This is a genomic window from Lysinibacillus sp. NPDC097214 (assembly GCF_050277945.1).
Taxonomy (GTDB): Bacteria; Bacillota; Bacilli; order Bacillales_A; family Planococcaceae; genus Lysinibacillus; species Lysinibacillus xylanilyticus_B.
The window spans coordinates 164164-190182 of record NZ_JBNNSS010000003.1; the positions used below are offsets into that span (position 1 = coordinate 164164).

Genomic DNA, 26019 nt, shown 5'->3' on the forward strand with positions numbered 1-26019 from the left:
TACCGAGGCATAATTGATCTTGAATGCGTAATGAATGATACAGAGTCGAGTTACCGTGGGAGGAAAAAGAAATGTTAGAATTTGATACAAGTGTTGATCAACTTGCAGTAATAAAAGTTATTGGTGTTGGTGGCGGCGGTAACAACGCTGTCAATCGAATGATAGAACATGGTGTACAAGGTGTTGACTTTATCGCAGTAAACACTGATGCACAGGCGTTAAATTTATCGAAAGCAGAAATAAAGCTACAAATTGGTACGAAACTTACACGTGGATTAGGTGCAGGTGCAAATCCTGAAGTAGGGAAAAAAGCTGCAGAAGAGAGCCGTGAGCAATTAGAAGAAGTTCTTCGTGGTGCAGATATGGTATTCGTTACAGCTGGTATGGGCGGAGGAACTGGTACTGGTGCCGCGCCAGTAATCGCACAAATTGCTCGCGATTTAGGAGCTCTTACAGTCGGTGTTGTAACGCGTCCATTTACGTTTGAAGGTCGCAAACGACAAACACAAGCTATCGGTGGTATCGGTGGCATGAAGGAGTCTGTTGATACTTTAATCGTTATTCCGAACGACAAGTTATTACAAATTGTCGATAAATCTACACCAATGCTAGAAGCATTCCGTGAAGCAGATAATGTTTTACGACAAGGTGTACAAGGTATTTCAGATTTAATTGCAACGCCAGGTCTTATTAACTTAGACTTTGCAGACGTAAAAACAATTATGTCTAACAAAGGTTCAGCGTTAATGGGTATTGGTATTGCTACAGGTGAAAACCGTGCTGCAGAAGCGGCTAAGAAAGCTATTTCAAGTCCTTTACTTGAATCATCAATTGATGGCGCTAAAGGTGTTCTTATGAATATTACTGGTGGCTCAAATCTTAGCTTATTTGAAGTACAAGAGGCTGCAGATATTGTAGCATCAGCATCAGATGAAGAAGTAAATATGATTTTCGGTTCTGTTATTAACGAAAATCTAAAAGATGAAATCATTGTGACAGTAATTGCGACTGGTTTCTCAGAGGAAGCTCTACAGCAACAGCGTAATACTTCACGACCAACGTTAAATACAAATAGACAAGCTACACAGCAACAGCAAGCTCCGATTCGTGAGCAACGTCAAGATGTGCATGTGCAGCAAGAACAACCACGTCAAAATCAACAAAATTATGTACAGGATGACACGCTAGAAGTACCAGCATTTTTACGCAATCGTAAAAATCGCGGATAAGTCAGCATCCGAACTTTAAAAAGCTCGTATTTTACATTTGTGAAATACGAGCTTTTTTGTGTTGTTGAAAACTATTAATTTTGGCTCTTTTGCAAAGCGAGGGGGTGATTTCCGTTCCGACTGGGCGCTTTCCTGGGGGCGTCCGATGAGCCGCTTCACTCGCGGTGCTCGCTGCAGGGTCTCATCTGTGACGCTGATCCCCGAGGAGTCGCCCAGTCTCCACTCCAATCAACCACTTTACATAGAATGTATCTTCTGGCATGGCACTCTATAATTTAAAGTGATAACTGATAAAAAGAAACTTCAACAACAAATGTTTCCGGCGCAAAAACGAAGTGTTAACGAAGCAGATCGATGCTCACTCTCTAGCAAAACGAGTATCCTGGAACAGAAATCAATCTCACTTAAAGTGCTACTACATTATAAAAATTCCCTTGATATTTTCAGTGACTTAAAAATTAATTATGTTCAAATGTGTAAGGAAAGGATGTATTTTGTCAAAACATTTTTATGAAATGATGCGATTGTTTGACAATATTTGTGGGTGTAACATGCTAACTTTGTAAGTAGGAGGCGGCTGTTATGTATGGAGAATGGCTGGTGCTCATTAATACACTTTTTAATCTAGCGATACTTACGTTTACAGCGAAAGTAACAGGAGTTTTTGTAAAGAACACGAGATTATTAATGAGTTCTATTTGTAGTAGTTTTGTAGCTGTAATAGGTGGTCAAATGCTGTTGATGACGATACTGAGCTTTATCTTACTAATCGGCATAGCTTTTCGCTTTAAGATTCGAAGCTTTCAAAAACAAGGACCGATTGTTTTAACAGCAACAATCATAATCGGTGGATTATTAACAGCATTACAACCGTATTTAAAAAATCTTTCTGTTGTCCATTTTATTATTATTTGCCTACTATTAGCTGTTGGTAATCTTGTTGCTTTTTATAAGCAATGGGGATTTGTAAAGCTTGAGCGGTTAAGTGGTCAGTTTGTGTTTGATACGACGTTAAAGATTTTTGATATCACGATACCGCTTTCTGCATTTGTAGATACGGGGAATCAAGCAATTGAGCCGCTATCAGGAAAACCTGTTCACTTTGTCTCTTATGCAGCATTACGCTCACATCTACCTGCAGCATTTTGCAAATCATTGATAGAATGGCAAGAAACTGATCCGTATAATGTATCCATGTTTTCAGAAGATTATCAGCGTTATATTCGATTTATTCATGTCAATACAGTGCAACAGCAATCGGTTGTACTAGGTTTCCGCTTTGAGGAGTGGCATATAAAAGGGGAGCACTCACAAGTGAAAACGAATGAATATATCGTTTTAACAAAAAAGGCTAAAAATTTTCCGCACAGCACAGCAGCAATTTTACATTTTTCAGCGCTTTCAAATAACTCATAGAGGGGGAGAACTATTGCTTCTTAGGCTACTTGCTAGCTTGAAAAAATTTTGGAGTAAGTTTCGGAGTCGTGAAACGTACTATATAGGGGGAAATGATTCATTGCCAGTGCCATTAAGTCGAGAAGAAGAAGTTACAGTCATTGCATCCTTTATGAATGGTGATTTACGAGCTAGAGATACACTAATTGAACGTAATTTACGTCTTGTTGTTTATATTGCTAGACGTTTTGATAATACGGGAACACCGATTGAGGATTTAATAAGCATTGGCTCGATCGGTTTAATTAAGGCGATTGAAACGTTCAATACTGATAAAAATATCAAGCTTGCCACATACGCATCACGTTGTATTGAAAATGAAATTTTAATGCATTTACGTAAAACAAGTCGCATGAAGGGTGAAGTTTCATTAGATGAACCATTAAACTCAGATGCTGATGGAAATGAATTGTTATTGTCTGATATTTTAGGAACGGAAGAGCATATTATTTTAGACAATGTAGAGAAGAAAATTGAGCGTCAACATATGTTTCATGCCATTAATTTACTAGGCGCGCGTGAAAGATATATTATGGAATGTCGTTTCGGTCTCAATGGAAAAATTGAAATGACTCAAAAAGAAGTTGCTGATCATTTAGGTATTTCGCAATCATATATTTCCCGATTAGAGAAGAAAATTATTCAAGATTTACGTGAAAATTTGAATCAGCCAATATCTTAAAGAGGGAAATTTAACCTACCTAAAATTGGTCGTATCTTTTGTGCATATTCTCGTTTCTCTCGGACAAACTGATGTAACGGTTTAGTCAGAGAATAACATCCGGAGGAATCGAATATGCGAACTAAAGTAGATCTTTGCGGCTTAGATACATCGACTTTGCCAATTTTAAAGCACGAGGAAATGAAGGAACTATTCATTCGTTTACAAGCTGGAGAAACTGAGATTAGGGAAGAGCTTGTCATGTGCAATTTAAGGTTAGTGCTTAGTATTGTCGGTAGATTTGCCTACAGGGGTGAACAGGCAGATGATTTATTTCAGGTAGGCTGTATTGGCCTCATGAAAGCCATTGATCATTTCGATTTGAAGCATAATGTACGATTTTCAACATATGCCGTGCCAATGATCATTGGTGAAATTCGTCGCCATCTGCGTGATCATCATGCATTGCGTGTTTCTCGTTCTCTAAGAGATATTGCCTATAAGGCGATGCAGGCAAAAGAGCAATGGATAACTGATAATTTACGAGAACCAACGATTGAAGAAATTGCAGAAATGATTGACATGAAAAAGGAAGATGTTTTATTTGCTTTGGATGCCATTCAAGACCCAGTTTCCTTACAGGAGCCCATTTATTCAGACGGCGGAGACGCTGTTTATATGATGGATCAATTACGTGATGATGATGTATCAGAAGATCAATGGGTTGCCTACGTGTCGGTAAAGGAAAGTTTACAAAAGTTAGATGATCGTCAACAAATGATTGTTGCAAAGCGTTTTTATTACGGTGAGACACAAACTGAAATTGCAAAAGAGTTGGGGATTTCTCAAGCGCAAATTTCACGTCTAGAAAAAAATGCGATTGAAACAATGCAGAAAGATTATAAGTAAAAAACAATGCGCACCCGAATTCTAGGGTGCGCATTTTATTTATGTTAATAAAATAAACTATGGATTTTTAGCAAAACGTGTGGTTGATTTCCGTTCCGACTGGGCGCTTTCCTGGGGGCGTCCGATGAGCCGCTTCACTCGCGGTGCTCGCTGCAGGGTCTCATCTGTGACGCTGATCCCCGAGGAGTCGCCCAGTCTCCACTCCAATCAACGAATTCACATAGCATAAATCCTCTTCCATATCGCTATAATTTAAGTGATAAAACGTAACTTTAGCAATGTTCTTTATGTGCGACAGCAACAATAGATATACAATCACGTCATTGTTATTAGTCTATTCTGTTTATATTAAGGTGTTGTCATACATCCACTATTGAAATGAATAAAATTTATAAAAATTCTACGCTATCGCTGATTGGAGTGGAAGGCTTCTCGACTCCCGTGGGAAAGCGAGACAGGCGAGACCCTGCACGGAGCGCAGCGGAGGAAGCGGCTCGGCGCTCGCCCACAGGAAAGCGAGTAGCCTGGAACGGAAATCAACCCCTTCGTTTTGCCAAATAGAGATTCCTAAATCATTTCATTTTCATTTAAACAACAATAAACACATAAATATAAAGAGAAAACATAGTTTGTTGAGATAAAAACGATGTTGAGAGTAATTGATTTAGGAGGGATAAAATGCGTTTCTCGATGTTACAGCAAAAAGAAGTGATTGAAGCAGGCAACGGACGCTTTTTAGGGTTTGTGGTAGATGCAGAGGTATCCAAAGAAACAGGCTATGTAACGGCTTTTATGATTGCAGAACCCCGTAAATATCTAGGCCTTTTTCGCGGGGAAGAATCTGTTAGAAAAGTGTATATGAAAGATGTACTTGTAGTTGGAAAGGATGTCATTTTAGTAAAAGCAATATCCTAAAGGGCAAAATTTCTAAGTAGATAAAAAATCTAAGCAGCATTTTAAAGTATTGCCAGGGTAAAATGTACTTTCACATAGGTCAGGCTATTCATTGATAATTCAAGCATTGCTTGTTACAATATAAGAAACTATTGTTGTAAAGTTGGGAAAAACAGTGACTAAAATCTTAACAAATTTGAAGAAAATTAATGATCTTATACAAGCAGCAAGAAAACACGCAAATCGTGAAGCAGAGAAAGTTCAAATTATTGCAGTGACAAAAGAAGTTTCTGTAGAAAGAACACAAGAAGCGATTGATGCAGGCCTTATTCATTTAGGAGAGAACCGTCCTGAAGGCTTAAATCGTAAAACTGAAGCGATTCAAGCTGATGTACATTGGCATTTTATCGGTTCTTTACAAACACGTAAGGTAAGACAGGTCATTAACAGTATTGATTATTTACATTCATTAGATCGTTTGAGTTTAGCGCAAGAAATTGAAAAAAGAGCAGACAAACCTGTCAAATGCTTTGTACAAGTTAATGTATCAGGCGAAGAGTCAAAACATGGTTTATCGATTGAAGAAGTCCTGCCTTTTATTGAATCATTAAAGAGTTTTACGAAAGTTCAAGTCGTTGGTTTAATGACAATGGCACCGAATACAGATGAGGATACAATTATTCGCTCTGTTTTTAAGCAATTAAAACAATGTCAACAGCAAATAGCCGAGCAAGGATTCGCACACGCACCTTGTACCGAGTTATCAATGGGCATGTCTAATGACTTTGAAATTGCGGTAGAAGAAGGGGCTACATTTGTTCGAGTTGGAACGGCTCTTGTTGGAAATGAAAGAGGGGAACAGGATGAGCATGAAAAATAAAATTAAAAATTTCTTTTATCTTGAGGAAGAAATGGAAGAAGAAATCACTCAAGCTCCTATTCAACAGCAACAATCCGTACAACAACAGCAGCAGATCCAATCGGTAAAGCCAAAAAAAATGATGAAGGAGCGTAAGGCACCGGTTCAAGAAATTTTTCCGCAGAGTACAACACCTACAAATAATATTGTCAGTTTGCAGGCAGCAATGAATTCAAAAGGAGCAAAAGTGGTATTAGTTGAACCTAGAGTTTATGCCGAAGCGCAGGACATTGCAGAACATTTAAAAAATAGGCGTGCAACAATCGTCAATTTACAACGAATTGAACGAGAACAAGGTGTACGGATTATTGATTTTTTAAGTGGCACAGTTTATGCACTCGGCGGTGATATTCAAAGAATCGGTAAAGACATTTTCCTATGCACACCAGAAAATGTAGAAGTGTCTGGCGAAATTTCGAATTTTATTTTAGACGATAATTAATAGCGAGGATTGTAGTATATATGACTTTTTATTTAATCTTGAAGTATGTGTCTATAGCATTTTATGTGTATTCACTAATGCTAGTCGCATATGTGTTAATGTCTTGGGTACCTGCTGTTCAGAATTCATCAGTTGGACGTATGTTAGCAAAAGTATGTGAACCTTACCTTGGAATTTTCAGAAAATTTATTCCGCCAATCGGCATGATTGATATTTCACCTATCGTAGCAATATTTCTCCTTAATTATATTCAAAAAGGACTTTTTATTGTTATTTTAAAAATTTACGAGATGTTCATTTAAAAAAAATCCTCACAAACGGTGGGGATTTTTTATTTATGGGGAATACTACATTTAACAAAAATGGTTGCTTATTTAGTGGTGATTCCCTAGAATTCAAAAGAATAAGTGGAGATCGGGGTTTGAACTATCCCCGCAGAAAGCGTCCTACCAGCGTATAATGTGCAATCAAGTACATATTTTTATGAAATATCAAAAGCCTATTTTTAATAATCCTTAAAATACCAATGAATTGTACAAGTAAAAGAGTGATAATAGAGGTGAAGTTATATGGAGCATTTAATACAGCATTTTAGAAAAGATGAACAGCCATTTATTGAACAGGTTGTGAGCTGGCAGCATGAGGTAGAGGATCGATATGCTCCGAAGCTTACGGATTTTCTAGATCCTCGTCAACGTTTTATTGTTACATCGATTATTGGACAGTATGATACATTGAAAACAGCTAATGCTGGGCTCTTTGATAATGCAGAAAGACAACGCATGCTGATTTATCCTACTTATTATGAGCCTGTGGAAGAAGATTTTCAGCTTACCGTATTTACGATTCATTACCCTGTGAAATTTGTCCAACTACGACATCCGGATGTTCTTGGAGCTTTATTATCTTTAGGACTGAATCGTGGCAAATTCGGTGATATTCGTGTAAATGAACATCTAGTACAATTTGTAGTAGCGAATGAGGTAGCGGAATATGTACGCTTACATTTAACAGGCATCGGCAAAGTAAAGGTACATGTAGAATCGATTGAAGAGACAGAGACACTGCTACAAAATGAGGAAGAGTGGTTAGAAGAGTCTCATACTGTTTCTTCTATGCGTCTGGATGTTATTATCTCAACGGTTTTAAAAACCTCTCGCCAGAAGGCACAAGCTTTAATTACAGGTAAAAAGGTACGTGTCAATTGGACTGAACGGGATACTGTTGCCTTTGAATTACAAGAAGGAGATATTTTATCTGTACGTGGAAGCGGTCGAATAAAAATTATGATGACTGAAGGTCGTACAAAAAAAGATAAAATTCGTTTACAAATCGGTCGATTGACCCAAAAAAGCTGAAAATCAAGTAAATTTCATTAATTTTTACTGCTAAGTTGTTGGAACAATTGTATAATAGAAAGTATGAATGTACATGTAAAGGAGAGAAGGATCGTATGCCGTTATCACCTACTGATATACATAATAAGGAGTTTACTAAATCCTTCAGAGGCTATGCTGAAGATGAAGTAAATGAATTTTTAGATCAAATTATTAAAGACTATGAGATTTTGTTACGTGAAAAGAAGGAAGTAGACAGACAACTGGAAATTTCCTTAGAACAAGCGAGACATTTTAATACTTTAGAGGAAACGTTACAAAAGTCAATTGTTGTTGCGCAAGAGGCAGCTGACGAAGTACGAAGAAATTCTCAAAAAGAAGCTAAACTCATTGTAAAAGAAGCAGAAAAAAATGCTGATCGTATTATTAATGAGGCCTTAACGAAGGCTCGTAAAGTAACAATTGAAATTGATGAGCTGAAAAAGCAATCAAAAGTATTCCGTAATCGTTTTAAAATGCTTGTCGAGGCACAGCTTGATTTACTAAATGCGGATGACTGGGATCATTTGCTACAATATGATATTGACCTTACTGAAATTCAATCATCTGTTGAAGAAGCACAAGAAGCCGATCAAGTTTAATCTATCTATTTGTAGACATTAGGAAGCAATAAGTGAAACTTGACGTGATTGTATGATTTTCATATACTATGGTAATAGTAATTATTTTGAACACATATGCAAACAGGCAGAGACGAAGACAGTATTTGTTAGGCGTAGTTAAGCGATTTGGGGATAGTGTGAGCCCAAACAAGCAACTAACAATGAACATCACTTCGGAGCTAAATAACTGAAGGTAGTAAGTTATTTCGTGATGCACGACGTTAATGTGCTTTAAGTGGTAGTGCAATTTTTTTGTGCTACAATTAGGGTGGTACCGCGAGTATAAGCTTCTCGTCCCTTTCAGGGATTGAGAGGCTTTTTTATGTTCAAATGGCGGTTGGCTTCATTTCTATTAGTGTGAAATGGATAAATCCTGTGTTTGAACTTATACTTCCATTGTTAAAACGTGTTGATTTTGCTGATAACTAGAACTAGAGGATGGTATTTCACAAAACGTATGTCATGTATATATGTTGATCTTCGTTACGACTGGGCGACTCCAGGAAAGCGTCCAGCCGGAACGGAAATCAACCACACGTTATAATAAGCCTAATAACTGTCGTAAGTGTATGATCGCCTAAATGCATTTGTTTTTTGTTTGTAAACATAAAGGAGGAATTGAAAAATGGTTGAATACAAAGATACTTTATTAATGCCAAAAACAGATTTCCCAATGCGTGGAAACTTACCGGCAAATGAACCAAAGATGCAAGAAAAATGGGACGGAATGGACATTAATAAATTGCAGATGGAGCGTACAGAAGGACGTCCTGAATATGTGTTACACGATGGACCTCCATATGCAAATGGTGATATCCATATCGGTCACGCTTTAAATAAAGTGTTGAAAGATATGATTACGCGTCATCGCTCTATGAATGGTTACCATGTAAACTATATTCCAGGTTGGGATACACATGGTTTACCAATTGAGCAAGCACTTACGAACAAAGGTGTCAAGCGCAAAGAAATGTCTGTTGCTGAATTCCGTAAATTATGTGCAGAGTATGCGTACGAGCAAATTGACAACCAACGTACACAATTCCGCCGTTTAGGTGTTCGTGGTGATTGGGAAAATCCATATATTACATTAAAGCCTGAATTTGAAGCACGTCAAATCGAAGTATTCGGCAAGATGGCTGAAAAAGGCTATATTTATAAAGGTTTAAAACCAGTTTATTGGTCTCCATCATCTGAATCTGCACTGGCAGAAGCAGAGATTGAATATAAAGATGTTAAATCGGCTTCTATTTATGTAAGCTTTGCGCTTAAAGATGCTAAAGGTGTTGTCCCAGCAGACGCTAAAATGATCATTTGGACAACAACACCTTGGACGATTCCAGCGAACTTAGGGATTTCTGTAAACCCTGAATTTATCTATGTAGTTGTTGCAGTTGCAGATAAAAAATTCATCATTGCAAAAGAATTATTAGAAACAGTTGCTAACGAACTTGAATGGGAAGCGTATGAAGTTGTTCAAGAAGTTAAAGGTGAAGCATTAGACCGAGTTGTTGCACAGCATCCATTCTATGACCGTGAATCGCTTGTAATGATTGGAGAGCACGTAACTGCTGAAGCGGGTACTGGCTGTGTTCATACAGCACCAGGACACGGGGAAGATGACTATCATATTAGTAAGCAATATGGTCTACCAATTCTTAGCCCTGTTGATAATAGTGGCTGCTATACAGATGAAGCACCTGGTTTTGAAGGTGTATTCTACAATGATGCAAACAAATTGGTTACAGAAAAATTGAAAGAAGTCGGCGCATTAGAAAAGCTTAACTTCTTTACACACTCATATCCACATGACTGGCGTACGAAAAAACCAGTTATTTATCGTGCAACACCACAATGGTTTGCGTCAGTTGATGCATTCCGTGATGAGTTACTAGATGCTGTAAAATCAACAACATTTACACCTGCTTGGGGTGAAACTCGTCTTTATAATATGATTCGTGACCGTGGAGACTGGGTAATTTCACGTCAACGTGCATGGGGTGTGCCAATTCCAATTTTCTATGCTGAAAATGGTGAGCCAATTATTACACCAGAAACAATTGCCCATATCTCGGCTTTATTCCGTGAACATGGGTCAAATATTTGGTTCCAAAAAACAGCTAAAGAATTATTACCTGAAGGCTTCACACACTCTGGTAGCCCGAACGGGGAATTTACAAAAGAAAATGATATTATGGACGTTTGGTTTGACTCAGGTTCTTCTCACCAAGGTGTGCTAGTAGAACGTGGTATGAAGTATCCAGCTGATCTATATTTAGAGGGTTCTGACCAACACCGTGGATGGTTTAACTCATCATTAATTACTTCTGTAGCTATTAATGGCTATGCACCATATAAGGGACTATTAACACATGGTTTCGTTCTAGATGGTGAAGGTCGTAAAATGAGTAAGTCTTTAGGGAATGTCATTATCCCGAAAAAGGTAATGGACCAATACGGAGCAGATATTCTTCGTTTATGGGTTGCTTCTGTAGATTATACAGCTGACGTTCGTATCTCAATGGATATGTTGAAGCAAGTATCTGAGGTTTATCGAAAAATCCGTAACACTTTCCGTTTCTTACACGGAAATGTAGCTGATTTCGATGCGACGAAAGATCGTGTAGCATATGAAGACCTTCGTGAAATGGATCAGTACGTTTATATGCGCCTACAGGATGTTTTAAAAACTGTACGTGCTGCATATGATCGCTATGATTTCGCAGCAGTGTATCATGCGGTGAATAACTTTGTTGCCGTAGAATTATCTTCATTCTATTTAGATATTGCAAAAGATGTTGTGTACATCGAAGGTCATGACAACAAAGACCGCCGTGCAATGCAAACGGTTATTTATGACACATTAATGACATTAGTAAAAGTAATGTCACCTATTATCCCTCATACAAGTGACGAGATGTGGTCTTACTTACATGCTCAAGGTGTTGTAGAAGAGGTATCTGTACAATTAACAGACTTCCCAGAGGTAAATGAACATGAAAACTTCGAAAGTCTACGTGAAAAATGGGTAAAAATTATTGATGTTCGTGATGATATTTTAAAAGCATTAGAGGAAGCTCGTAATGCAAAAACAATCGGTAAATCACTTGAAGCGAAAGTGACAGTTTATGCGAAAGAAGATGTGGCAGCATTATTAAATGATGCAAGCATTAATTTTGCACAGCTTTCAATTGTTTCTGCCTTTGAAGTAGCTTCAATAGAAGCTGCACCTGCAGATGCATTAGCTCTAGAACATGCATCGATCGTTGTAGAAAAGGCAACAGGTGAAAAATGTGAGCGTTGCTGGTCTATTTCTGAAACAGTCGGTTCAAATGAAGCACATTCAACAGTGTGTGCGCGTTGTGCAGAAGTTGTAGAAAAGTATTACGCTTAATATAAACAAACAGGTATAAAATAAGAATCTGCATTCTATGTAATTAATAACGCAAGTCTCCTTGAAGATGGGGGGGCTTGCGTTGTTTACTTTTCATCAGAGGTCTAGCAGATTCTTTTTTGTATGGAGTGATTTCTTCAGAAATTTGAATGCACTATTTAAATAATATTTCTTGCGTATTGCGGTAGTCAGTTGGAGATATACCGACATATTTCTTAAACGTAAGGCTGAAATAATTAGGTGTGTTGAAGCCACAGATGAAGGAGATCTTTTCAATGGTGTAATCGTATTTTCGCAAATACGGTAGTGACTTGATGATACGTGTAAAGGCTACATAATCAACAAAATTGCGACCAATTTCTTTTTTAAACAATCTGCTAAAATGAGTAGCACTAAAATTGCTATATTTGGCAACGTCACTAATCGCAAGTTGTTCATCATAGTGCTCCTCGATATATTGGATAGCTTTTTGGAGCTGTTCTTGCTTTGTTAAATCCTCATAAAATCGTATATGAACACTATGGACAGGAGGCTTCCTCCGTGCTTTTCGAGCTTGGCTATAGGATTCATTGACTTGCATAGCGTCCTGAAAAACGCCACCAATCCCTATAAAAAGATGGATGCAATAATCTTTTTTTAACGTTTCAATAACCTCAAGTAAACAAGTTACCCCCTCAGACCAATGCTTAAATGATGTGTATTCATTAGGAATGCGCATCAGCAACAGTAAATAACGTTCAAAATGTAAAAAAGATAGAGGTACTTTACTAGCAAAGTTTTGGTGAAATACATTTGTTATCACACTGCTTGCATCATGAGGGAAAGGTTGACCTTCATTCACATCTATATAACCCTGGATTAAAAACACGATATTTGGGATACAATGCCTCGATAAAAAAGAGGAAGACTGTATTATTTCCTGCTCACTTTCAACCTCTCCGCGTATAAGTCGTTTTAAAAAAGCTTCTCGGAATGGCGAAGTATGGTCTTGCGAAATTTGCTGTGATAACTCAAGCATTGTAAGAGTACTTGCTTGTTTTGCTTTATAGGACGTATAAAGCTTTTTAACAATTCGTAGAAATTTCGCTTTCTGTAACGGCTTTATGAGAAGTGCAGTCAAATTTAGTTCTATGGCTATACCAGTTGAGTAGGTAAGGTGTTCTGCAACAATAGGGACAATTATACTATTAGGATAATTTCTTTTTAACCGGTTTATCTTTACCCAGTCAAATAATCGGTTAATTTCATAGACAATGATGGCGGAAATCTCTGTTTGGGGTTCTTCACAGGTAATAAAGGTATTAGGTAAGAATTCTTCTAGCCAGTAGTCCATCTGTTGTTGTTCAGTTGAATTTTCAATGTACCAAACAATATTTAAAATGCTAACATCTCCCTTCTATGATAAATGGAAAATAATAAAAATAGTTTAACTTAAAATAGCATTTTTTTGTACTAATACAGCAATATTTTGTACCTATTTTATAGATTAAATAGAATAAAATAATTGTAGTGAATAATAATTTGAAATTTCAGACAATTATTTACTGATAAAGGAAGGGGGAGTTGAAATATGGCAGAAGTAGGGAGTCATGATTATGAATACGTGGAAGCTGGAACTATCGATGTAAAGGATCTTCCACCACTAGATGCAACTACTAACAAAATTATGAAAGATGAGTTTACTACAGGTTTTAGCTTAACGGTATTTTATTTCATTTTAATTTTTAGCATTCCGGTTATGAACTGGTTCGCCCCAGAGCTTGCTTTCAAGAAAATTTTAGGTGGTATGACAGTGACATGGTTTGTGACAACCGTAGTGATGATGCTAATGGCCTTTGTTATTGCCTATGTGCATACAGCATTGTACGAGAAGCGCCTTAAGAAATACGAAATACTTAATAAGTAGTTTTAGCTAAGGGGGGATATGTAGAATGATGAAAGCTTTATTAGAACCGAAGATGTTATTGACTATTGCTTTAATGGGGACAATTGTATACATTACGTATTTAACGAAAAGAAATGCAACGGCATCCGATTTCTTTGTTGGGGGACGAAGTTTTGGATGGTTTACAAATGGTTCGGCAATTGGGGGAGACTATTTAAGTGCAGCTACATTTCTTGGAATAGCAGGTTTGACTTTCCAATTAGGGTATGACGGTGCTTACTATGCATTTTGCTTCTCCATTGGATTGACGTTGCTAGCTATTTTTGTGGCAGGTCCGTTAAGACGTTTTGGAGCATTTACCGTTGCCGATTTTTTAGCTTATCGTTTTCATAGTAGACGAGCTCGGCTAGTAGCGGTAGCTGTGGTTTTAGCGATTTCTGGTTTTTATGCAGCGCCACAATTATTAGGGGCGGCACAAATTTTAAGTATGTTTTTCGGGACTTCATACGAATTTGGCATTATCTTTACGTGTATTGTCATGATTTTCTATGTGGGAATAGGCGGTATGAAAGGAACAACAATCAACCAGGCTTTAGAGCTTTGGATTCGCCTTGGAGCGTTTGTTGTTATGTTGATTGCGGCAATGTATAGTGGTTTGCATTACGATAAGATTTTAGCTGCTATTAATTCATTTAGCGGTCCTATTACAGGAACATCACCATATGCCTTAGATGGAAATAATGTTAATTTTGATGGTGCTGCTTGGACAGGAACTGGTTCTTATTTCCCGACATTTTGGCAAACTATCAGTATGACAATCGGTTTAGCGCTAGGTACAATTGGTCTGCCACATATTTTACTAAGATTTTATACGAATCCAAGTGCGAAGGCGGCTCGAAAATCAGCATTAATGGCGATTGGGATTGCCAGTGCGTTTTTCTTATTAGCTGTTTACTTAGGTGTTGTAGGACGTTCTATTTTTATCTCGGGTACAGCAAGTGAGGAAGTTATGCGTGATCTAGTGCTTGGTGGGAACAATATGGTTATTCCTACAACAGCACTTGCACTAGGAGGGAAATGGCTGCTTGGACTAGTCATAGCAGGTGCTTTTGCAGCCATATTCTCAAATTTATCGGGCTTATTTATTACAAGCTCAGGTGCATTAGCCCATGATTTATATGCAAGTGTTATGAAAAAGGATATTACAGAAAAACAACGAGTAATTGCAGGGAAAGTAGCCATTGTTTTATTAGGTATTTTATATGGAGCATTGGGCTTGTTAGTGAAGGATGCATCCATTGGCCATTTAGTGGCACTTGCCTTTACTGTAGCGGCGAGTACATTTACACCAATATTTATTTTAGGTATTTGGTGGAGAGGAATGACAGAAAAAGGAGCAATTGCAGGTTTACTCATTGGTCTTGGTGTATCGATGTGGATGATCTTTCTACCAGGAACATTACCAAGCTTCTTACAATTTAAAATCCCTGGCATCGTCACAGTACCTGTAGGCTTCTTATCCGTTGTTATTGTGTCATTATTAGATCGAAAAGTACCAGCTGATGTCAATGATTTCATGAAGCGTGTGCATTCAAAAGAGTCTGAAACAGCCTAAACGGTATAATATTGAATAAAAATTGAAAAGCTATTGCCATTACTTATGAAGTGATGGCAATAGCTTTTTTATTCAGAAATAACAGCGACGGATAGAGCTGGTAAAGCGACAGATAGAAAGGTCAAAGCGACGGATAGAAAGGCTGAAGTGACGGATAGAAGTCAAAGCGGATAGAACAATCAAAGTCGTGGATAGAACCATCAAAATCGTGGATAGCCCAGCCAAAGTCGTGGATAGAACCATCAAAATCGTGGATAGAACCATCAAAATCGTGGATAGAACCATCAAAGCGACGGAAAGAAGAGGCAAAGTGCCAGATAGAATCGCCAAAACGACAGACAGAATGTCATTGCTTTTTGAGATAATGCTTTATGTAACTGATTTGGTGGTGTTTCCTCCATATTTTCATGCTATATTAGTTATTCTGTGATGGGCTGTTATGGTAGAATAGGTTAGATGTTGAGCGAACGGAGGAATGTCTGTGTATAAATATTATGGATTGGCCGCATTCGTGATTCTTTTAGATCAATGGACAAAATGGCTAATTGTGAAAAATATGGAGTTTGGTGAACGAATTTCAGTATGGGATCCGTGGTTTGGGATATTGTCTCATCGAAATAGAGGAGCAGCATGGGGAATGTTAGAAGGCCAAATGTGGTTATTTAGCATTGTCACGATAGGTGTTATTGGTGCCATTCTATACTTTTATCATAAAGAGGCTAAAGGTAAACCTATTTTTCAAGTGGGCTTAATGCTTTTATTAGGCGGAGCTGTAGGGAATTTTATTGACCGTATATTTAGAGGTGAAGTGGTCGATTTTGTAAGTGTATTAATTCCAGTAATTAATTATGATTTCCCAATCTTCAATATTGCAGATGCAGCTTTAACGATGGCGGTAGTAATATTAATGATTGGCATATTCATGGAAGATAAAAAAGGAAAGAAACAGGTGAAGTAATGACGCAAGTATCATATACAATGGAAGAACAACAAAAGGGAGAGCGCATTGATAAGGCGCTTTCAAGTGTGCAATCAGAGTGGTCGCGTACACAAATTGGTAATTGGATTACTGATGGTAATATCAAAGTAAATGGAGAGACTGTAAAGGCGAAGTATAAGGTAAAAGTAGGGGATATTGTAGAAGTCGATGTACCTGAAGCAGAGCCATTAGATGTCATTGCTGAAAACTTAGATCTTGATATTGTTTATGAGGATGCAGATGTCCTTGTTGTAAATAAACCAAAGGGCATGGTTGTCCATCCAGCACCTGGACATATGTCGGGTACACTCGTTAATGGTTTAATGTATCATTGTAAGGATTTATCGGGTATCAATGGCGTTATGCGTCCAGGAATTGTGCATCGTATTGATAAAGATACATCAGGATTATTGATGGTGGCTAAAAATGATGCAGCTCATGAATCGTTAGTGAATCAGTTAGTCAATAAAACAGTGACACGTAAATATACTGCGCTCGTTCACGGGCATATTGCGCATGATAAAGGAACAATTGATGCTCCTATTGGTCGAGACCAAAAAGATCGTCAAAAACAAGCAGTTGTCGACAAAGGTAAGCATGCAGTAACCCATTTCCAAGTTATCGAACGCTTTGGCGACTATACTCTAGTAGAGTGTCGTTTAGAAACAGGACGCACTCACCAAATTCGTGTCCATATGAATTATATTGGATTCCCACTTGTTGGTGACCCAAAATATGGACCGAAAAAGACAATCGACTTTGGTGGACAAGTATTACACGCGGGTGTATTAGGCTTTGATCATCCTACATCAGGTGAATATTTGCAGTTCGAAGTGCAAATTCCTGCTGATTATGAACAATTATTACTAGATTTAAGAAATAGGCATTGACGTATAGATAAAGAAGGTCTATACTAACGAAAGTGAATGAACAACTTAACTAAATATTCACCTTTAATGGCAGTCCAGAGAGGCTGAGAAGGTACATGTGAAAGTGTTGCGAAAAATTTGTGCTGCAAATTTTTTCAACATGCTATTTAAACACGTATATAACCCTCTCAGGCTATTCGCCTCGAGAGGTTTTTTTATGGACACATGACCCAATAATAGATAGAAGAGAGGAGGAAACTTACATGGCACAAAATGAGTTATTAGATGGCCCATCTATGGCAAGAGCGTTAACACGCATTGCACACGAAATTATTGAACGCAATAAAGGGATCGACGAATGTATTTTAGTTGGTATTAAAACACGAGGTGCCTATCTTGCGAGACGCCTAGCAGAACGAATTGAAAAAATTGAAGGCAAACCAATCCGTACGGGGGAGCTTGACATTACCCTCTATCGAGACGATTTAACGACAAAGCATGATAATGAACAGGCACATGTTGAGCAAGTAGATATTGATTATGTGATCGTCAATCAAAAAATTATTTTAGTCGATGATGTACTTTATACGGGGCGTACAGTACGCGCAGCGCTAGATGCAGTGATGGATCGAGGGCGACCAGGTCAAATACAACTTGCAGTCCTGATCGACAGAGGTCATAGAGAGCTACCAATAAGAGCTGATTATGTTGGTAAAAATGTTCCGACATCTGGAGCTGAACGTATTGTCGTAAATTTACAAGAGGTAGACGGAGAAGATTGCGTCATTATTTATAAAGAAGACTAACTTAAAGTGAGGAAACATTATGTCAAATGCAGTATTAGATATTAAGGATAAGCCGACTCCAGTCCAACTAGTGACATTAAGTTTCCAGCACATGTTTGCCATGTTTGGATCAACGATCTTAGTTCCTCAGTTGGTTGGTCTTAGTCCAGCGATTGCCCTTTTAACGAGTGGGATTGCTACACTGTTCTTCTTATTAATTACGAAATTTCAAGTACCTGCTTATTTAGGATCATCATTTGCCTTTATTGCACCGATTTTACTAGCAGCAGGTGGTTTAAATAAAGATGGTTCCAGTGTAAATCCAGGTCATGCGATGATTGGTGCTATGGCAGTCGGAATAACATATGGTATTGTATCTCTAATCATTTGGAAAAGCGGCTATAAATGGATCATGAAAATTTTACCGCCGATTGTAGTAGGACCTGTCATTATGGTAATTGGACTTGGATTATCAGGGACAGCGGTCAATATGGCGATGAATGTAGATGGTAAATATAACTTTTTACACTTCTCGGCAGCGTTAGTGACTTTATTTACAGCCATTATTTTCACGATTGCCTTTAAAGGCATTTTAAGTACAATGCCAATCTTAATTGGCTTAATCGTAGGATATGTTTACTCAATGATGATCGACATTGTTGATTATTCACCAATTGCGAAAGCTGATTTCTTTGCACTACCTGACTTCTTAATCCCAGGTGTTCACTATGAGTTTGAAATCACAACTACGCTGCTCCTAACAATGGTGCCAATCGTTATCGTAACGATTTCCGAGCATATTGGTCACCAGTTAGTATTAGGTAAAGTTGTAAATCGAGATTATATTAAAGAGCCAGGCTTACACCGCTCACTTTTAGGTGATGGGATTGGAACATTTATTAGTGCATTAATCGGTGGTCCGCCGAAAACAACTTACGGTGAAAATATCGGTGTCCTTGCTATCACTCGTATTTACAGTGTGTATGTCATTGCAGGTGCAGCAGTCGTAGCCATTTTACTGTCATTCTTCGGGAAAGCAATGGCAGTTATTGCAACAATTCCAACAGCTGTACTTGGTGGGGTGTCCATCTTACTCTTCGGTATAATTGCAGCAAGTGGATTACGAATGTTAGTGGATAATCATATCGACTTTGGTAATAGTCGTAACTTGGTCATTGCTTCCGTTATTTTAGTCATCGGTATCGGTGGTGCGAAGTTCGTTGTTTCAGAATCATTAAGTATCGAAGGAATGGCATTAGCAGCGATTATCGGTGTTCTTTTAAATGCCATTCTACCGGGTAAAAAAGAAGCGGATATACCAATACCGCACAATCAAAATAAAAATTCATAAAAGTACCTTTTAATGAATTGTCCAGAGAGGCAAAAAAAGGGAAGTTGTAGACAGTCTAAAAGTAGGGATGGATCCTGCTGTAGTTTGTTGCGCCTCCTTATGCCTCGTTGATGACATCAACGGGGCTTTTATTTTACAGAACGTTATACATAAACGTTCATGAAACACACGCTACGGAGGTTACAATGAAGAACTTATTATCGATGGAACATTTAACAATTGAAGAAATTAACCACATTCTAGATCGTGCGCAGGCTTTTGAGAATGGTGAAGCATCATCGTTATCTCGCCCATACAACGTTGCAAATTTATTTTTTGAACCAAGTACGCGCACGAAAACAAGCTTTGAAATGGCAGAGCGTCAAGTTGGATGTACTGTTATCCCATTTGACGGTAGCTTTTCGAGCGTCTCTAAAGGAGAGACATTATACGATACAGTAAAGACGTTAGAAATGATTGGTTTGGACGCAGTAGTCATTCGTGCAAAGGAAGATGCATATTACAATGAACTACTTGAAGGCATCAATGTGTCAATTATTAACGGAGGTGACGGCACTGGTCAGCATCCATCTCAATCACTATTAGATCTTTATACAATCAAAAAAGAGTTTGGTTCTTTTGAAGGGTTAAATGTGACAATCGCTGGAGATATATGCCATAGTCGTGTAGCAAAATCGAATGCGTTAGCGTTACAGCGACTAGGAGCAAATGTTCATTTCCTTTGTCCAGAAGACTGGGCAGGCAGTTTTGAAGCACATCATTCTTGGGATGATTTAATCGAAATAAGCGATGTGATTATGTTACTTCGTGTGCAGCATGAACGTCATAAGGTTAATAAAAGCTTCTCAAAAGAGAGCTATCATGAAGAGTACGGTTTAACAATTGAACGTGAGAAACAAATGAAAGAAAAGGCAATTATCATGCATCCAGCACCGGTCAATCGTGATGTAGAAATTGCTTCTGAGCTAGTAGAATGCGAGCGTTCTAGAATTTTCGAGCAGGTTCGAAATGGTGTTTATACACGAATGGCTATCATTGAAACAATTTTAAAGGGGAGAGAGTAACATGACAAAAGTTCTTCAAAATGTACAAATGGTAAATGAACAAGGCGAGTTATATACAGTAAATATCGCTATGGCAGATGGCAAAATTACTGCAATAGGTCAAAACGTAGATGTAGCAGGCGCAGAAGTAATCGAAGGAAATGGTTTAGTTGTTGCACCAGGCTTTGTCGATGTTCACACACATTTACGTGAGCCGGGGTTTGAACATAAAGAAACAATTGCTACAGGTTCAGCATCAGCAGCAAAAGGCGGCTTTACAACAATTTGCGCGATGCCAAATACAAAACCAGTGCCAGATTCAGTAGAAAACATGCAGTTGATTAATGGTCTTATTAAAGAAAGTGCAGCTATTCGAGTACTTCCATACGGCTCATTAACAAGGGACATCTCAGGTGAGGTTCGTACAAATATTGAAGAATTAAAAGCACATGGGGCTGTCGCATTTTCAGATGATGGTGTTGGGATCCAGCTTGCATCAACAATGTATGAGCAAATGAAGGATGCAGCACAGCACGATGTGGTTGTTGTCGCACACTGTGAAGATAACTCATTAATATACGATGGTGTGATGCATGAAGGGAAGCGTAATAAAGAGCTTGGTTTACCAGGAATTCCATCGATTTGTGAATCCGTTCAAATTGCACGAGATGTTCTACTGGCAGAAGCAGCTGGAGCACGCTACCACGTATGTCACGTATCAACAAAGGAATCTGTACGTGCAGTACGTGATGCAAAAGCAGCAGGAATTCGTGTCACGGCAGAAGTTTGCCCACACCATTTATTACTTGAGGAAATGGATATTCCATCAGATGATGCGAACTGGAAAATGAATCCTCCGTTACGTGGAGTAGATGATAAAGACTCACTTCACGCAGCGCTGCTAGACGGTACAATCGATTGTATCGCTACAGATCATGCTCCACATACAGTAGAAGAAAAATGCTGTGGTATGGTTGGGGCTCCATTCGGCATTGTAGGCTTCGAAACAGCTTTCCCACTGCTTTACACACAGTTTGTAGAAACAGGGAAATGGACATTAAAACAGTTGATTGACTGGATGTCTGTAAAGGCAGCTCAAATTTTTGATTTACCATATGGCACATTAGAAGTTGGAGCTTCAGCAGATATGATTTTAATTGATTTAAATAAAGAGCAAACAATTGATGCAGAAGGCTTTGTATCAAAAGGACGCAATACACCATTCAATGGGTGGACTGCAAAAGGATGGCCAGTCCTTACAATTTTTGAAGGCAATATCGTATACCAGGAGGCAGAGTAATGAAAAAACGTTTACTTATTTTAGAAGATGGCACAGTATTTACAGGTACAGCGTTCGGTAGTGAGCGCGCTTCACAAGGTGAGGTTGTATTCACAACAGGGATGACAGGTTATCAGGAAACAATTTCAGATCCTTCATTCTACGGACAAATCGTAACGTTAACTTACCCTTTAATCGGTAATTACGGTATTAACCGTGATGATTTTGAATCGATCTCACCGGCTATTCGTGGATTTGTAGTCCGTGAATTAGCAAAAACACCTTCAAACTTCCGCTGTGACTTAACAGTAGATGAGTACTTAACATCCAAGGATATCCCGGGGATTGAAGGAATCGATACACGAAAATTAACACGCATTATTCGCAGTAAAGGTTCAGTAAAGGCTATTTTAACAGCGGCTGATGAAGAAGTGAATGTGGATGAAATCGTAGCAAAATTACAGACAACACCAGCGATTACACATCATGTTCGTGAAGTATCACCGAAAGCAGCCTACCCATCACCAGGTCGTGGCAAACGCGTCGTATTAATAGATTATGGTATGAAGCACGGAATTCTTCGTGAGTTAAACAAACGTGATTGCGACGTACTCGTTGTCCCTTACAATACTTCAGCAGAGGAAATTTTAGCATGGCATCCAGATGGAATTATGCTGTCAAACGGTCCAGGTAACCCTGAAGACGTTGAAGAAGGCATTGAAACAGTACGCAATTTAATTGGAAAAGTGCCGATGTTCGGTATTTGCTTAGGTCACCAAATCTTCTCACTAGCATGTGGTGCGCGAAGCTATAAATTACCATTCGGTCACCGTGGTGGTAACCATCCAGTAAAAGATTTACGCACAGGCCGTACAGACTTAACATCTCAAAATCATGGTTATGCAATCGACATCGATTCATTAAAAGATACAGATTTAGAAATAACACATATCGCATTAAATGATGGTACTTGTGAAGGTGTACGTCACAAAAAATATCCAGTCTTCACAGTGCAATATCACCCAGAAGCATCACCGGGTCCAGAGGATTCAAATCACTTATTTGATGAATTTATCGAAATGATGGAAGTAGAAGCAGGGAAGGGGAAACAACATGCCTAAACGTACAGATATTGAAACTATTTTAGTAATCGGATCAGGTCCAATCGTGATCGGACAAGCAGCAGAATTTGACTACGCAGGAACACAAGCTTGTCTTTCTTTAAAAGAAGAAGGTTACCGCGTTATTTTAATAAACTCAAACCCTGCGACAATTATGACAGATACAGAAATTGCCGACAAAGTATATATTGAGCCAATCACACTTGAGTTTGTATCACGTATTTTACGTAAAGAGCGTCCAGATGCTATCCTACCAACACTTGGTGGTCAAACAGGTTTAAATATGGCCATTGAATTAGATAAATCAGGGATTTTAGATGAGCTTGATATTGAAATTCTTGGTACAAAATTAGAAGCTATCCATAAAGCGGAAGACCGCGATCTTTTCCGAAATTTAATGTACGAGCTAGGTGCTCCAGTACCTGAATCAGATATTATCCATAACTTAGACGAAGCGAAAAACTTTGTAGCGAGAATTGGTTACCCAGTAATTGTTCGTCCTGCCTTCACACTTGGTGGTACAGGCGGCGGTATTTGCTACAACGATCAAGATCTAGAGGAAATCGTTACATCTGGTCTAAAATATTCTCCTGTAACACAATGTTTACTAGAAAAATCAATCGCTGGTTATAAAGAAATCGAATATGAAGTAATGCGTGATGCTGCTGACAACGCCATCGTTGTATGTAACATGGAAAACGTTGACCCAGTGGGTATTCATACAGGTGACTCTATTGTAGTGGCACCTACACAAACACTTTCAGATCGTGAAAACCAAATGCTACGTAATATCTCTTTAGATATTATCCGTGCACTGAAAATCGAAGGTGGCTGTAACGTACAGTTAGCTCTTGATCCATATAGCTTCAATTACTATGTGATCGAAGTAAACCCTCGTGTATCGCGTTCATCAGCGTTAGCGTCAAAAGCAACAGGTTACCCAATTGCAAAGCTAGCAGCAAAAATCGCAGTTGGTTTAACATTAGATGAAATCAAAAACCCTGTAACAGGTTCAACATATGCTTGCTTCGAGCCGGCTCTAGATTACATCGTGGCGAAAATTCCGCGCTGGCCATTCGATAAATTCGAATCAGCAAAGCGTAATCTTGGTACACAAATGAAAGCGACTGGTGAAGTAATGGCACTTGGTCGTACATTTGAAGAAGCTATGCTAAAAGCAGTGCGCTCTCTTGAAACTGGCCAAGTTCACTTAGAGCTGAAACATGCAGAAGAAAACACTGATACTTGGATTGAAAAACGTATCCGCAAAGCAGGTGACGAGCGTCTATTCTTCATCGGTGAAGCACTTCGTCGCGGTGTAACAATTGAGCAAATCCATGAATGGTCTGCCATTGACTTATTCTTCTTAAATAAATTCAAAAACATCGTAGATATGGAGCAAACACTTGCTGACAATAAAAACGATAAAGAAGTATTACGTACAGCAAAACGTCTAGGCTTTGCAGATAAAAAAGTTGCTGAGCTTTGGGAAACAACGCCAGAGGAAGTATATGCATATCGTAAAGAAAATGGCATTATCCCGGTATATAAAATGGTTGATACTTGTGCAGCAGAGTTTGAATCTGAAACACCATACTTCTATGGCACATATGAGGACGAAAACGAGTCGATTAAATCTGACAAGCCATCAGTTGTGGTACTTGGTTCTGGTCCAATCCGCATTGGTCAAGGGGTAGAATTCGACTACGCAACAGTACACTCAGTATGGGCAATTCAAGAAGCAGGCTACGAAGCGATTATTATTAACTCGAATCCAGAGACAGTATCCACTGACTTCTCGATTTCAGATAAATTATACTTCGAGCCATTAACAATCGAAGATGTTATGCATATTATCGACCTAGAGCAACCAATCGGTGTAGTTGTACAATTCGGTGGTCAAACAGCTATTAATCTTGCTGATAAATTAGTTGCCAATGGCATAAAAATCCTAGGTACAACACTTGAAGATATCGACCGTGCAGAAAACCGAGACAAATTCGAGCAAGCATTACGCGACTTGAACATTCCGCAGCCACTAGGTCAAACAGCTGTATCTACGGAAGAAGCACTTGCTATTAGTGAACGTCTAGGCTTCCCTGTACTAGTTCGTCCTTCATACGTACTAGGTGGACGTGCGATGGAAATTGTCTACAACCAAGAGGAATTAAAACACTATATGGAAAACGCAGTAGAAGCATCTCCTGATCATCCAGTATTAGTAGACCGCTACTTAACGGGTCAGGAAATTGAAGTAGATGCCATTTGTGACGGTGAAAATGTATTAATCCCAGGTATTATGGAGCATATCGAGCGTGCAGGGGTTCACTCTGGTGACTCCATCTCTGTATACCCTCCACAAAAATTAACGCAAACGCAAAAAGATACGTTAGTGGATTATACAACTCGCCTTGCAAAAGGTCTTGGCATCGTAGGCTTAATGAACATTCAGTATGTTATTTCACAAGGTGAAGTATACGTGATCGAGGTTAACCCACGTTCATCTCGTACAGTACCGTTCTTAAGTAAAATTACAAACATTCCGATGGCGAATATTGCAACGAAAGCGATTCTTGGTAAATCAATCGTAGAACAAGGCTATCCAACAGGCTTAGCAGCTGAGCAAAAAGGTGTCTTCGTAAAAGTACCAGTATTCTCATTCGCTAAATTACGTCGTGTTGACATTACTTTAGGACCTGAAATGAAATCAACAGGTGAAGTAATGGGTAAAGATGCAACATTAGAAAAAGCACTTTACAAGGGCTTAGTTGCAGCAGGTATGGAAATTCGTACAGAAGGCACAGTATTGTTCACTGTGTCCGATAAAGATAAAGAGGAAGCAATTGCACTTGCAAAACGCTTCTCAACAGTAGGCTATCGTATTGTCGCTACTGAAGGTACAGCTCAAGCGTTTGAAGCGGCTGGCGTACGCACAGATGTAGTTGGCAAAATCGGTGCAAAAGGTGAAACATTAATCGATTTAATTCAAAACGGTGAGGCACAGCTTGTAGTTAACACATTAACGAAAGGTAAGCAGCCTGCACGTGATGGCTTCCGAATTCGCCGTGAGTCTGTAGAAAACGGCGTACCTTGCTTCACTTCATTAGACACAGCAGAAGCAATGGTCCGTGTTATTGAATCAATGACATTCACAGCAGAACAAATGCCAAAAGCGGAGGTAGTACATTAA

23 protein-coding genes and 1 other annotated feature are annotated in these 26019 nt (G+C 38.7%); of the genes, 22 read left to right on the top strand and 1 reads right to left on the bottom strand.

Annotated features, from left to right (window positions below):
• The first annotated feature begins 71 nt into the window (after positions 1-71).
• The 11 genes from ftsZ (at position 72) to ileS (ending at position 11902) form a co-directional block, all read left to right on the top strand.
• Positions 72-1229, top strand: a complete 1158-nt coding sequence (gene ftsZ, locus ACQKMI_RS08050) for a cell division protein FtsZ (RefSeq protein WP_427488088.1) — start codon at positions 72-74, stop codon at positions 1227-1229.
• A gap of 582 nt (positions 1230-1811) precedes the next feature.
• On the top strand, positions 1812-2645 hold the full coding sequence (locus tag ACQKMI_RS08055) for a sigma-E processing peptidase SpoIIGA (RefSeq protein ID WP_427488089.1): 834 nt from the start codon (positions 1812-1814) through the stop codon (positions 2643-2645).
• 13 nt (positions 2646-2658) lie between these two features.
• On the top strand, positions 2659-3366 hold the full coding sequence (gene sigE, locus ACQKMI_RS08060; protein WP_049668349.1) for an RNA polymerase sporulation sigma factor SigE: 708 nt from the start codon (positions 2659-2661) through the stop codon (positions 3364-3366).
• Positions 3367-3480: 114 nt separating this feature from the next.
• Positions 3481-4254 (top strand): RNA polymerase sporulation sigma factor SigG, encoded by a 774-nt coding sequence (sigG, locus tag ACQKMI_RS08065; RefSeq protein WP_049668350.1) that lies wholly within the window; start codon positions 3481-3483, stop codon positions 4252-4254.
• Between the two features lie 678 nt (positions 4255-4932).
• Complete coding sequence (locus ACQKMI_RS08070; protein ID WP_079559778.1) at positions 4933-5169, top strand: PRC-barrel domain-containing protein; 237 nt, start codon at positions 4933-4935, stop codon at positions 5167-5169.
• Positions 5170-5344: 175 nt separating this feature from the next.
• The gene (locus ACQKMI_RS08075) at positions 5345-6028 is read left to right on the top strand and encodes a YggS family pyridoxal phosphate-dependent enzyme (protein ID WP_427488090.1); all 684 of its coding nucleotides are present in this window, start codon (positions 5345-5347) and stop codon (positions 6026-6028) included.
• On the top strand, positions 6012-6509 hold the full coding sequence (locus ACQKMI_RS08080) for a cell division protein SepF (RefSeq protein WP_427488091.1): 498 nt from the start codon (positions 6012-6014) through the stop codon (positions 6507-6509). Before ACQKMI_RS08075 ends, ACQKMI_RS08080 begins: the two co-directional genes overlap by 17 nt.
• Positions 6510-6529: 20 nt before the next feature.
• The gene (locus ACQKMI_RS08085; protein WP_323645278.1) at positions 6530-6811 is read left to right on the top strand and encodes a YggT family protein; all 282 of its coding nucleotides are present in this window, start codon (positions 6530-6532) and stop codon (positions 6809-6811) included.
• Between the two features lie 267 nt (positions 6812-7078).
• Positions 7079-7867 carry an RNA-binding protein gene (locus tag ACQKMI_RS08090; RefSeq protein WP_427488092.1) on the top strand — a complete coding sequence of 263 codons (789 nt, stop codon included), beginning with the start codon at positions 7079-7081 and terminating at the stop codon, positions 7865-7867.
• Positions 7868-7962: 95 nt separating this feature from the next.
• Positions 7963-8487 (top strand): DivIVA domain-containing protein, encoded by a 525-nt coding sequence (locus tag ACQKMI_RS08095; protein ID WP_323645276.1) that lies wholly within the window; start codon positions 7963-7965, stop codon positions 8485-8487.
• A 100-nt stretch (positions 8488-8587) separates the two neighbouring features.
• Positions 8588-8810, top strand: a binding site (T-box leader).
• Between the two features lie 323 nt (positions 8811-9133).
• On the top strand, positions 9134-11902 hold the full coding sequence (ileS, locus tag ACQKMI_RS08100; protein ID WP_427488093.1) for an isoleucine--tRNA ligase: 2769 nt from the start codon (positions 9134-9136) through the stop codon (positions 11900-11902).
• A gap of 154 nt (positions 11903-12056) precedes the next feature.
• Here ileS and ACQKMI_RS08105 read toward each other — a convergent pair whose 3' ends face one another.
• The gene (locus ACQKMI_RS08105) at positions 12057-13235 is read right to left on the bottom strand and encodes an AraC family transcriptional regulator (RefSeq protein WP_427488094.1); all 1179 of its coding nucleotides are present in this window, start codon (positions 13233-13235) and stop codon (positions 12057-12059) included.
• A 237-nt stretch (positions 13236-13472) separates the two neighbouring features.
• On the opposite strand from ACQKMI_RS08105, the gene ACQKMI_RS08110 reads away from it, so the two are divergent.
• The 11 genes from ACQKMI_RS08110 (at position 13473) to carB (ending at position 26019) form a co-directional block, all read left to right on the top strand.
• Entirely contained in the window at positions 13473-13808 is a 336-nt protein-coding gene (locus ACQKMI_RS08110) for a hypothetical protein (RefSeq protein WP_323645273.1), read from the top strand.
• Between the two features lie 25 nt (positions 13809-13833).
• Positions 13834-15402, top strand: coding sequence for a cation acetate symporter (locus ACQKMI_RS08115; protein ID WP_427488095.1), 1569 nt, complete (start codon positions 13834-13836; stop codon positions 15400-15402).
• Between the two features lie 187 nt (positions 15403-15589).
• Positions 15590-15832, top strand: coding sequence for a hypothetical protein (locus tag ACQKMI_RS08120; RefSeq protein ID WP_427488096.1), 243 nt, complete (start codon positions 15590-15592; stop codon positions 15830-15832).
• 51 nt (positions 15833-15883) lie between these two features.
• The gene (gene lspA, locus ACQKMI_RS08125) at positions 15884-16360 is read left to right on the top strand and encodes a signal peptidase II (RefSeq protein ID WP_427488097.1); all 477 of its coding nucleotides are present in this window, start codon (positions 15884-15886) and stop codon (positions 16358-16360) included.
• Positions 16360-17271, top strand: a complete 912-nt coding sequence (locus tag ACQKMI_RS08130; protein WP_427488098.1) for an RluA family pseudouridine synthase — start codon at positions 16360-16362, stop codon at positions 17269-17271. Before lspA ends, ACQKMI_RS08130 begins: the two co-directional genes overlap by 1 nt.
• 215 nt (positions 17272-17486) lie before the next feature.
• Positions 17487-18056, top strand: a complete 570-nt coding sequence (gene pyrR / locus ACQKMI_RS08135) for a bifunctional pyr operon transcriptional regulator/uracil phosphoribosyltransferase PyrR (protein WP_427488423.1) — start codon at positions 17487-17489, stop codon at positions 18054-18056.
• A gap of 19 nt (positions 18057-18075) precedes the next feature.
• Positions 18076-19386 carry a solute carrier family 23 protein gene (locus ACQKMI_RS08140; RefSeq protein WP_427488099.1) on the top strand — a complete coding sequence of 437 codons (1311 nt, stop codon included), beginning with the start codon at positions 18076-18078 and terminating at the stop codon, positions 19384-19386.
• Between the two features lie 185 nt (positions 19387-19571).
• Complete coding sequence (locus ACQKMI_RS08145; RefSeq protein ID WP_427488100.1) at positions 19572-20450, top strand: aspartate carbamoyltransferase catalytic subunit; 879 nt, start codon at positions 19572-19574, stop codon at positions 20448-20450.
• A gap of 1 nt (position 20451) precedes the next feature.
• Entirely contained in the window at positions 20452-21729 is a 1278-nt protein-coding gene (locus tag ACQKMI_RS08150; protein WP_427415729.1) for a dihydroorotase, read from the top strand.
• Positions 21729-22829: a carbamoyl phosphate synthase small subunit gene (locus ACQKMI_RS08155; RefSeq protein ID WP_427488101.1), complete on the top strand. Its 1101-nt coding sequence runs from the start codon at positions 21729-21731 to the stop codon at positions 22827-22829. Before ACQKMI_RS08150 ends, ACQKMI_RS08155 begins: the two co-directional genes overlap by 1 nt.
• Entirely contained in the window at positions 22822-26019 is a 3198-nt protein-coding gene (carB, locus tag ACQKMI_RS08160) for a carbamoyl-phosphate synthase large subunit (protein ID WP_427488102.1), read from the top strand. Before ACQKMI_RS08155 ends, carB begins: the two co-directional genes overlap by 8 nt.